The organism is Vreelandella nigrificans (genome assembly GCF_002374315.1).
GTDB classification, from domain to species: domain Bacteria; phylum Pseudomonadota; class Gammaproteobacteria; order Pseudomonadales; family Halomonadaceae; genus Vreelandella; species Vreelandella nigrificans.
The window spans coordinates 208,091-215,865 of record NZ_NWUX01000005.1 but is presented as its reverse complement, the minus strand read 5'-3'; the positions used below and the strand labels follow the sequence as shown (position 1 = coordinate 215,865).

At 50.8% G+C, this 7,775-nt stretch carries 8 protein-coding genes; 7 read left to right on the top strand and 1 reads right to left on the bottom strand.

From position 1 onward, the window contains the following. Positions 1-299: 299 nt before the first annotated feature. From CPA45_RS08925 to CPA45_RS08900, 6 genes are all read left to right on the top strand, one after another. The gene (locus tag CPA45_RS08925) at positions 300-1,400 is read left to right on the top strand and encodes an ABC transporter substrate-binding protein (RefSeq protein WP_422822022.1); all 1,101 of its coding nucleotides are present in this window, start codon (positions 300-302) and stop codon (positions 1,398-1,400) included. Positions 1,401-1,465: 65 nt separating this feature from the next. Further along, positions 1,466-2,326, top strand: a complete 861-nt coding sequence (locus CPA45_RS08920) for a branched-chain amino acid ABC transporter permease (RefSeq protein WP_096651196.1) — start codon at positions 1,466-1,468, stop codon at positions 2,324-2,326. A gap of 12 nt (positions 2,327-2,338) precedes the next feature. Continuing rightward, positions 2,339-3,403: a branched-chain amino acid ABC transporter permease gene (locus CPA45_RS08915; protein ID WP_244287557.1), complete on the top strand. Its 1,065-nt coding sequence runs from the start codon at positions 2,339-2,341 to the stop codon at positions 3,401-3,403. A 3-nt stretch (positions 3,404-3,406) separates the two neighbouring features. Beyond that, positions 3,407-4,174 (top strand): ABC transporter ATP-binding protein, encoded by a 768-nt coding sequence (locus CPA45_RS08910; RefSeq protein WP_096651195.1) that lies wholly within the window; start codon positions 3,407-3,409, stop codon positions 4,172-4,174. Beyond that, positions 4,171-4,953 carry an ABC transporter ATP-binding protein gene (locus CPA45_RS08905; RefSeq protein WP_244287556.1) on the top strand — a complete coding sequence of 261 codons (783 nt, stop codon included), beginning with the start codon at positions 4,171-4,173 and terminating at the stop codon, positions 4,951-4,953. Before CPA45_RS08910 ends, CPA45_RS08905 begins: the two co-directional genes overlap by 4 nt. 27 nt (positions 4,954-4,980) lie before the next feature. Then, positions 4,981-6,192, top strand: coding sequence for a benzoate/H(+) symporter BenE family transporter (locus tag CPA45_RS08900; protein ID WP_279628807.1), 1,212 nt, complete (start codon positions 4,981-4,983; stop codon positions 6,190-6,192). Here the strand turns inward: CPA45_RS08900 and CPA45_RS08895 are convergent. Beyond that, a complete protein-coding gene (locus tag CPA45_RS08895) occupies positions 6,183-7,085 on the bottom strand; it encodes a LysR family transcriptional regulator (protein WP_096651194.1) in 903 nt (300 codons plus the stop codon). The two genes, CPA45_RS08900 and CPA45_RS08895, sit on opposite strands and share 10 nt — an antisense overlap. Positions 7,086-7,290: 205 nt before the next feature. Here CPA45_RS08895 and CPA45_RS08890 point away from each other — a divergent pair, with 205 nt between their 5' ends. Further along, positions 7,291-7,734 carry a universal stress protein gene (locus CPA45_RS08890; protein WP_096651193.1) on the top strand — a complete coding sequence of 148 codons (444 nt, stop codon included), beginning with the start codon at positions 7,291-7,293 and terminating at the stop codon, positions 7,732-7,734. Positions 7,735-7,775: the final 41 nt, after the last annotated feature.

The window sequence follows — 7,775 nt, the reverse complement described above, 5'->3', positions numbered from 1 at the left end:
CCGCTACAAGAAGACCGACAGCTTCTTCGGCACGAGCTTCTACACCCTGGACGTGTCGGGCGAGACCCCACTGATCACAAGAAAAGTCGTGCAGTTGAACAACGACTATATCCATCAAGTTATCGACGTCTATCACGTGTAATCGGTAGATATGGGACAGGGACGTCACTGACTGCGGTATTAACGCGCCAACTCCAAACCAATAACAACTTAACCCTGGTGAAAATATAATGAAAACCTTTAAAAAGACCTCCCTAGCAGCTTTGATGAGCGCTACTGCTCTTATGTCAGCAAACATAATGGCTAATGATGAACCGGTGAAACTTGGCCTGATGCTGCCTTATTCCGGTACCTACACAGCTCTTGGTGAAGCCATTACTAATGGGCTGAAACTTGCCATTGAACAAGAGGGTGGTCAGCTGGGTGGGCGTGAAGTTGAGTACGTACAACTTGACTCAGAAGCTGACCCCTCTAAAGCGCCACAAAATATGAGTCGACTTGTTAACAGGGACGAAGTGGACTTCGTTATTGGGCCCGTACACTCCGGTGTTGCTATGGGTATGCTGCGAGTCGCTCAACAAACTGGTGCGATTATGATCATTCCGAATGCGGGGCTAGGCGCCGCGACGAATGAGCTGTGCATGCCAAACGTTTTCCGTACATCTTTTAGCATGTGGCAAGACAGCTACCCAATGGGCAAGGTGGCCTATGACCAAGGGCATCGTGAAATTGTCACCATTACCTGGGATTACGCCGGTGGCAAAGAAGATCTTGCGGGCTTTGAAGAGGCGTTCACCGCCGAAGGCGGCGAGATTGTCGAGCAAATTTTAGTGCCTTTCCCAAGCACTGAATTTCAGAGCTACCTAACGCAAATTGCCAGCCTTGCACCAGACGCTGTGTATACCTTCTTTGCTGGCGGTGGCGGAGTGGGTTTTGTCAGGGATTATGCATCGGCGGGCCTGAAGGAGAGCATACCGTTACTAGGTTCAGGCTTTCTTACGGAAGGTAACTTAGCTGCTTTGGGTGATGCGGGTGAAGGCGTGTTGACCACACTTCACTATGCGGAAACGCTAGAGAATGAGCAGAATCAAACCTTCGTTGCCGCCTACGAAAGTGCTTACGGTGAAATACCCGATACCTATGCGGTACAAGGCTACGATACGGGGATGATGCTAGTGCAAGCGCTCTCTGTATTAGGTGGCGACACCTCTGATCAAGAACGTCTGATAGATGTATTAGCCAATGTTCAATTGGCAAGCCCACGTGGGCCCTTAAGCTTCTCGGCCTCACATCATCCCATTCAAAACGTTTATCTACGCGAGATCCGCGACGGCAAACACGAAGTCATCAGTATCGCTGCCGAGAATCTAGAAGTACCCGATGAAGCCTGCCGGATGTAACGGCATTTTTAGGCATTCTGGGGCGGGTGTCGCCCGCCCCTCACTCTGATTCTCGGAGGGATCTCATGGATCTCGCATTTTTCAGCGTACAGCTACTTAACGGCTTGCAGTACGGCCTGCTGCTTTTTCTGATTGCCAGCGGTTTGACGTTGATTTTCGGCATTATGGGTATCATCAATCTTGCCCACGGCGCCATGTATATGATCGGTGCCTATTTGGTTTACGACCTGACCATGCGGCTGGGCAATTTCTGGTTGGCAATTGTCGTTGCTATTCCCATCGCTATTGCACTGGGCCTCATCATCGAACGGCTGTTTCTCGATACGCTTTACAAACGAGACCACCTTTATCAGGTCCTGCTTACCTTTGGCATGATTTTAGTGCTCAACGAAGTGCAGCGGATTATTTGGGGCGGCAATGTGCACAGCGTATCGGTGCCTGCACCGTTTGATTCCAGTATTCAACTGACGTCCAACCTGCGCTATTCAGTCTACCGGCTATTTGTGATGGGGGTCTGCTTAGCATTGGCCGGGGTTATTTATTGGATTATTCGTCATACGCGGCTAGGCATCATTATTCGCGCTGGAGCGGTTAATCGCGACATGGTGGAAGGCTTAGGCATCAATGTGCGCACGCTCTTTACCCTCATTTTCAGTGCTGGCGTTGCGCTGACCGCCTTCGCTGGCATGATCGCCGCGCCGCTTACCTCTATCACCCCCGGTATGGGCGATAGCATTCTGATTACCTGTTTCGTGGTCGTGGTGATTGGCGGTATTGGCTCTATTAAAGGAGCGTTTTGGGGCGCCATTATTATTGGCATGGCGACTACCTTTGGTTCTGTCTTGATCCCGAGTCTCGCCAGTATGGTGATCTACCTGATTATGGCGGCCGTGCTACTAGTTAAACCACGCGGCTTGTTCGCGTGAGGAGAATAAGAAATGTTGCATAGATATCCCAAGCGCGTTGCGATCATCATGCTGGTATTGACGGCTTTGGTGGCAACATTTCCTCTTTGGGGGGAAGCCGCCTTTGGTAACCAAGCCAACTTTATGTTGGAGAAACTGACTTTTATGCTGATCCTGGCGCTGTTTGCGATGAGCCTGGATCTATTGGTGGGGGTTTTAGGCTTAGTGAGCCTGGGGCATGCGCTATTTTTCGGCCTGGGCGCTTATACACTGGCATTAGCCAGCCCTGATTTTAGCCCGGCATCAATGTGGTGGATGCTGCCACTGGTAATGGGTATTTCTGCCTGTGTCGGGTTGTTAATCGGCGTGTTAGTGATCCGCACTAAAGGCATCTTCTTTATTATGACCACGCTGGCGTTTGGTCAGATGCTTTACTACTTCGTTAGCACTTCCCGATTTGCGGGGGGAACCGATGGAGTTTTCATCATGTTCCGCCCCAGCCTGGCGATAGGAGAAAGCACGCTGCTGGATCTCGATAACCCTTATAGCTTCTTTTATTTCTGTTTGGGCATGCTGTTGATCGGTTATCTCTTCCTGCGCTGGCTAACACGCTCCTATTTCGGGCAAGTGCTCGACGGCATTCATGACAATGAGCATCGTATGCAGGCATTAGGTTACGCCACCGGTGGTTACAAACTGATTGCCTTTGTTATTTCAGGAGTGATGGCGGCGATTGCGGGCATGTTAGCTGCTATGCAGTACGGTTTTGCGAATCCAGCTCAACTAGGTTGGCACACCTCAGGTGAAGTGTTGATGATGCTGATTTTGGGCGGAATGGGTACCATCTTTGGCCCTATTTTAGGCGCTTTTGCTTATGAAATTCTGCTTTATCTCTACGAACATGCCACCACTCACTGGCCAATACTAATGGGGCTAACCATCATCGTGGCCGTATTGGTGCTACCGCGCGGTATTGCTGGCTTGATTATTGCGCCGCCCTGGCAGCGCAAGCGCATCATGAATGCTGAAGCGCACGAAACAGAAAATGCGCCTGCAACTGCCTCTGCTCAACCCGTCACACAGAGTAAGGAGGACTGAGCAATGCGCGATGAAATTGTATTAGCCACCCATGGTTTAACCAGACGCTTCGGTGGTTTAGTGGCAGTCAACGGCGTTGATTTTGATGTTAAATCCAATGAAATTCACGCCATTTTGGGCCCTAACGGCGCGGGTAAAAGCACCCTCATTAATTTGCTTTCTGGTGAGATGCCTCCCTCTGAAGGCCAGGTGCTTTATCGCAATCAGCCGATTCAGGGTAAAAATTCACGCCAGATTGCGCGCATGGGGATAGGCCGCAGCCATCAAAAGACCAACATATTCCCTCGTCTTAATTGTCTGCAGAACTGCGAATTAGCCGCGCGTATTCATATGGGGGGTGTGTTTGGCAGTTGGCGTTCACGGCAAACTGCACGAGAGGTGAGTGAGCGCGCACTTGAGGTGCTAGATACGTGCCACTTAATCCATCGCGCTTATACGACTGCATCAGATATGAGCTATGGCGAGCAGCGTCAACTACAGATTGCCATGGTGCTGGCAACGGCTCCGTCGCTGATGCTGCTCGATGAGCCAATGGCGGGTATGGGGCGAGAGGAAACCGCTCAGGTAACCGAACTGCTCGCAAGTCTAACAGACCGCTACACGCTGGTACTGATTGAGCACGATATGGATTCAGTGTTCCGCTTGGCAGATCGCATTACTGTGATGGTTGATGGCTGTGTGTTGGAGAGCGGCCCGACTGAACAAATACGTACCAGCGAACAGGTGCGTGATGTCTACTTGGGGCGTCATGATAAAGGGGCCACCGCATGAGTGCAGAAAACACGATGACTCCCTTGATTGACGCGCGCGAGTTGCATACTTACTACGGTGAGAGCCATATTTTACATGGAGTTGATCTGACTCTTATGCCCGGCCAGACGCTGAGTCTTATGGGGCGTAACGGAATGGGTAAGACCACGACGCTGAAGTCGGTTCTGGGCTTTGTACCACCGCGGCGTGGCGAGGTTTTTATTAAAGGAGTCTCGGCAACCAAGCGGCGCCCCTGGCAGTTGATTCGCCAAGGTATCGGCTACGTGCCGGAGGGCCGCGGTATTTTTCCAGGCATCAGCGTGCGTGAGCACCTCATTATGGCAGCGCGTCCCAACGAGCGGGGAGAGACCCCTTGGACGCTGGAGCGTGTTCTGGATACGTTTCCGCGGTTGGGTCAGCGTATTAACCACGATGGTGCCTTGTTATCCGGCGGTGAGCAGCAAATGCTCTCGATTGGCCGGGCGCTGACTACCAATCCTGACCTGATGATCCTTGATGAGGCAACGGAAGGCCTCGCGCCGCTGATCCGTGATGAGATTTGGAAGATCATCCGTGAAATTAAGGCAACCGGCATTTCTACCATTATCGTCGATAAAAATATCGACCACCTACTCGATATAGCCGAGAAACACCTGCTACTGGTCAAAGGCGAAGTGGTCTATAGCGGTGATTCGCAGGGATTAAAAGACAATCCTAAGATCCTTGAGACCTATCTCGGCGTTGCCAAATACGCTGCCGACGAGGTTGCCTTGTCGGCAGCGTTAGCTATTAACGGCTAAATTCAACAACATTAGGAAATTTGTTGCATGCAATTTCATAAGCAATTGCAAACGCTATTTCAAAAAGACCTATTGATGTCGATTCCAGCGATCACCGCTGGCTTTGTGGCGGTACTGATTTCTTACTCTGGCCCACTCGCTATCTTTTTCCAGGCGGCTCAAAGTGCTGAAATATCAAGCGCCATGATGACGTCTTGGGTCTGGGCCATCTCTATCGGTGCAGCCGTATCAGGTATTTTCCTTAGCCTGTGGCTGAAGGTTCCAGTGGTAACTGCGTGGTCTGCTCCGGGCACGGCACTATTAGTGACTCTGTTTCCGGGGTTATCACTCAATGAAGCGGTAGGGGCTTATCTGACGGCAGCGGTGATCATTTTCCTGATCGGTGTTACGGGTTCCTTTGACCGTATTATTCAGATGATTCCACCCGGCATTGCCAGCGCCATGATGGTAGGCATTCTTTTCCAGTTTGGGGTAGGAGTCTTCGTTTCGTTGGAAAGTGTGCCAGCGCTAGCGATTGGGATGATCATCGCTTATCTACTGTTTAAACGACTAACCCCGCGCTACAGCTTGGTGTTGCTGCTGGTGGTGGGCATCGTTTTGGCTGTGTTTATCGAAGGCGCCAGTTTAGATGGCGTTTCTGTCCAGCTTGCCGAGCCACAGTTCATTCGCCCCGAGTGGACGTGGAACGCTACTTTGAGCTTAGCCATCCCGCTGGTACTTGTTAGTCTTACCGGACAGTTTCTGCCGGGCATGGCGATTATGCGAAGTTTCGGATATAACACGGCTGCCAAGCCAATTGTAACTGTGACGAGTTTAACGTCTTTTTTTACGGCTTTTTTCGGCGGGATTACCACAGTGATCGCCGCGATAACGGCGGCAATCTGTACCAGTAAGGAAGCCCACGAAGATCCGGATAAGCGCTATGTTGCAGGTGTGGCGAACGGGGTTTTCTACCTGGTTGGTGGCACTTTTGCAGGCACTATTGTGGCGCTCTTCACCTCGTTGCCGGGTGAGTTTGTGGCAGTCCTGGCAGGTCTAGCGCTGATTGGCGCCATTACCAGCAATATAAGTGCGTTTGCCGCAGAAAAGAGCCACCTGGAAGCCTCAGTCATTACTTTTATTGCCACAGCGTCGGGCATCAGTTTTTTAGGGCTCGGCTCTGCCTTCTGGGGTGTAATCGTTGGGGCGCTTGCCTACAATTTACTACACCGGCGTTTTCGCACGAACCCTCAGGGGTAACGCCCAGTGCGGCGATTTTCGACGAGCACTTCTAAAATAGCATTGGCTTCCTGCATAAGCGGGGAGGGTTTTTCTCCACGCCGGCGACTGCAAATAACGGGGGCCGTAATTGACTTGTCTGCTAATGCTACGTAAGTGATGCCGTCACGCTGTACACGCTTTACCTGTTCTGGAACCAGCGTAATGCCGATACCTGAAGCGACAAGGCTAAGCGCTGTCTGAACCTCATTAGCTTCCTGTACTACTTCAACTTTTAATCTTTGGCGGCGAAAAATGCCCAGTACCATATCGGCTAGACTAGGGCGGGGTTTAGCCGGAAATAGGATGAGTGGATAGCGGGCCAGTTCTTCACAGCTGGGCGTCGTGCCCTCTAACGGGTGGCCGCTGGATAGCGCTGCAATTAACGGCTCATCGAAGAGAATCTCCTGCTCTACGTCTGGGTCATCAATGCGTAAGCGCCCGAATCCCATATCGATGCGGCCTGCTTTGAGCGCTTGAATTTGCTGCACTGTGGTAAGTTCAGCCAAGGTGAGTTCAACATTATCCATTCGCCGTAAGTCACGCACCAGCATGGGAAGCTGCCCATAAAACACGGAAGGCACAAAGCCAATGCCAAACAGCACACGCTTGCTGCGCGCCATGTGCCGTGTTGCCTCAATGGTGACGTCCACTTTCTCTAATATCTGTAGTGCATGCTGCTGAAAAAATACACCTGAAGGTGTTAGGCGTAATCCTCTGGAAGTTCTCTCAAATAGCTCTGCACCGACTTCTTGCTCTAGCTGCTTAATTTGGCGCGATAGAGGGGGCTGCGACATATGTAAGCGTTCGGCAGCACAGGTGAAATTAAGCTCTTCGGCAACAACACAAAAGTACCTCAGGTGGCGTAGTTCCATGATACCTCCAAGGTATGAGTGGCTACTTAAATAATATTTGTTTTGTGATTCTGATAATTACAAGCTGGCTAGCATTTGGCAGCGCAACGGTCTTTAGCCAGCTTAATTAGGCATTACAACGCTAGCAGTATTTAGGTGTTAGTAAGCGAAATATTGTCTAAGACTTTAGTAATAAAACAACGGGATAAATAGGGGAGAACCAGCTATGTATACTCGCATTCTTGTGCCCATTGATGGCTCTGAGCATGCAAGGCAAGCGTTGTCAGTGGCTTGTAAATTACTAGATGAAAATGCCACAACGCTTTATCTATTGCACGTACCTGAAGCACTGTCGTATACCACCACACTGGTATGGGGCATTGGCGCTATTAATGCCGAAACCACCCTCGCTGAACGTGAGAAAGCGGGCGAGCAGTTATTACTGCAAGCTGCAAAGTCAGCACGTGAGCAAGGAGTCCAACAAATCGAAGGGTTACTTACCCAGGGCGATCCAGTGCGGATAATCTTAGATACTGCTAATGAATTTAATATCGATACTATTGTGATGGGAAGCCGTGGCCTAAGTGATTTAGGCAGCGTTGTGATTGGCAGTGTCTCGCACAAAGTGAGCCACTCTGCTGAATGTGGTGTGATAACGGTGAGGCAATAAACATTGCTACCCGTGTCCGGCAGCACTTCCGCTCCTACAGC

What these genes read in the sequence shown, in the direction of transcription:
- CPA45_RS08925 (WP_422822022.1), top strand. Translation starts at nt 300, where the DNA reads ATGGCTAATGATGAACCGGTGAAACTTGGCCTGATGCTGCCTTATTCC.
- CPA45_RS08920 (WP_096651196.1), top strand. Translation starts at nt 1,466, where the DNA reads ATGGATCTCGCATTTTTCAGCGTACAGCTACTTAACGGCTTGCAGTAC.
- CPA45_RS08915 (WP_244287557.1), top strand. Translation starts at nt 2,339, where the DNA reads ATGTTGCATAGATATCCCAAGCGCGTTGCGATCATCATGCTGGTATTG.
- CPA45_RS08910 (WP_096651195.1), top strand. Translation starts at nt 3,407, where the DNA reads ATGCGCGATGAAATTGTATTAGCCACCCATGGTTTAACCAGACGCTTC.
- CPA45_RS08905 (WP_244287556.1), top strand. Translation starts at nt 4,171, where the DNA reads ATGAGTGCAGAAAACACGATGACTCCCTTGATTGACGCGCGCGAGTTG.
- CPA45_RS08900 (WP_279628807.1), top strand. Translation starts at nt 4,981, where the DNA reads ATGCAATTTCATAAGCAATTGCAAACGCTATTTCAAAAAGACCTATTG.
- CPA45_RS08895 (WP_096651194.1), bottom strand. Translation starts at nt 7,085, where the DNA reads ATGGAACTACGCCACCTGAGGTACTTTTGTGTTGTTGCCGAAGAGCTT.
- CPA45_RS08890 (WP_096651193.1), top strand. Translation starts at nt 7,291, where the DNA reads ATGTATACTCGCATTCTTGTGCCCATTGATGGCTCTGAGCATGCAAGG.